The sequence below is a fragment of the Neobacillus drentensis genome (assembly GCF_036962125.1).
GTDB lineage: Bacteria > Bacillota > Bacilli > Bacillales > Cytobacillaceae > Neobacillus > Neobacillus drentensis_B.
This window is the reverse complement of record NZ_JBALOA010000040.1, coordinates 13,845-15,650: the sequence shown is the minus strand read 5'-3', so window position 1 is coordinate 15,650 and position 1,806 is coordinate 13,845. Positions and strand designations below refer to the sequence as shown.

General features: G+C 44.0%; 2 protein-coding genes. Both read left to right on the top strand.

Annotated features, from left to right (window positions below; all coding sequences use genetic code 11):
- The first annotated feature begins 219 nt into the window (after positions 1-219).
- Complete coding sequence (locus V7121_RS23390; protein WP_335502938.1) at positions 220-1,212, top strand: NADPH:quinone oxidoreductase family protein; 993 nt, start codon at positions 220-222, stop codon at positions 1,210-1,212.
- Positions 1,213-1,368: 156 nt separating this feature from the next.
- Positions 1,369-1,776: a hypothetical protein gene (locus tag V7121_RS23385; RefSeq protein WP_335502936.1), complete on the top strand. Its 408-nt coding sequence runs from the start codon at positions 1,369-1,371 to the stop codon at positions 1,774-1,776.
- Positions 1,777-1,806 lie beyond the last annotated feature (30 nt).

Below are 1,806 nucleotides of genomic sequence, written 5' to 3'. Positions count from 1 at the left end.
TTGACTTATCGTAGGGCGGAGAGTGAAGGACACTAGCCGCTAGGGCGCTGGAGCTAGACAGTAAACTAAGTGCAGTAACTTATACTTATCTTTAGATCAGACCGCCTTCTCTTATGAGAGAGGGCGGGTTCTTTTTTTACTTATCTTTCACTTCCCTGTCATTGATTAATGGGAAGTGTTTTTATATATTAACTAGTGAGATACATAGGAGGCTAAAAAATGAATGAACCATTTAAAGCATTAGTGGTAAACAAGACGGATAGTGACTTTACTGTAAACGTAAAAGATTTAACCATTCAAGATCTCCCACCAGGTGACGTCCTTATTAAGGTCAGCTATTCGAGTGTGAACTACAAGGACGGATTGGCAAGCATCCCGGAAGGAAAAATTGTAAGATCATACCCGTTTATTCCTGGAATCGACTTAGCAGGCGTGGTGGTCAGTTCAAATGATTCTCGTTTTAAAGCCGGCGATGAAGTGATTGCGACCAGCTATGAGATTGGTGTTTCGCATTTTGGTGGCTATAGTGAATATGCCCAGATTCCATCTGAATGGGTCGTACCATTGCCCGAGGGTCTATCCTTAAAAGAAGCAATGATTTATGGTACCGCTGGTTTTACAGCAGCATTATCAGTACAACGGTTAGAAGAGAACGGGGTGACACCGGATAAAGGCAAGGTCCTTGTCACAGGTGCTACAGGCGGAGTGGGCAGTATCGCTGTAGCCATTCTTGCCAAACGAGGCTATCATGTGGTCGCCAGTACAGGAAAGCAATCTGAACATGACTTTCTTACTGAAATCGGCGCTGCGGAAATCCTTTCCCGCGAGGAAGTCACGGGTGAAAAAATTAGGGCGTTAGATAAGCAGCTTTGGGCAGGAGCGGTTGATCCTGTTGGCGGCAAAACACTTGCCTCCATCCTTAGTAAAATGACGTATAATGGTTCGGTCGCAGTCAGTGGATTAACAGGCGGCGGTGAAGTCCCCGCAACAGTATTCCCATTTATTCTAAGAGGCATCAATTTGCTCGGGATTGATTCCGTTTACTGTCCAATGGAAACGAGATTAGCATTGTGGAAACGAATGGCGACAGACTTTAAACCCGATCATTTATCTAATGTAATGCGTTCAGAAGTGTCGCTCGAAGAATTACCAGATTATTTAGCCTCAATCCTAAAAGGTGAGGCACGAGGCAGAACACTCGTTAAACTTTAAGCCTATTCTTAACCTTGAGATGACTTTGGTCATCTCATTTTTAATTTTTCGGGCAAACACCCAATAACTAAGAGCCTGTATCTAGGCATTCGCCGTTACTCCTTCCAAACAACTACATAATCTATAGGGTATTTACACATAAGGAGAGATGCCTAAATGAATCCGAATCCGTATGGTTATTATCCAATGCCACAAATGCCACAAACACCACAAATGCCCATTGATTACAATGCCTATGTACAACCTGAACAAATGAATTACTATCCTCAACAACCAGAACCATTTATGACCTATGAGCAGCCAGAGTCATTTAATCACTACATCCCAGCAGAGCAATATACTCCGTACCTGCCAGAACAATATGACCCAGCAAGACAGCCGCAGCAAGTGGAGCGCAGATTAAATCAGTTAGAAAGAGCGAATGAGCGGCAAGAAAGAGAAATCAATCAATTACAGCGTCAGGTATCCCAACTCGATCGCCGCCTCCAACGAGTAAACCAACGCCTGCGTGCCGTAGAAAGAAGATTTAACTTCCCATTCACACCATTTGATGGAGAATACTAATAAAAGCGGAAGCGCCCTGGTCAGCGGCGT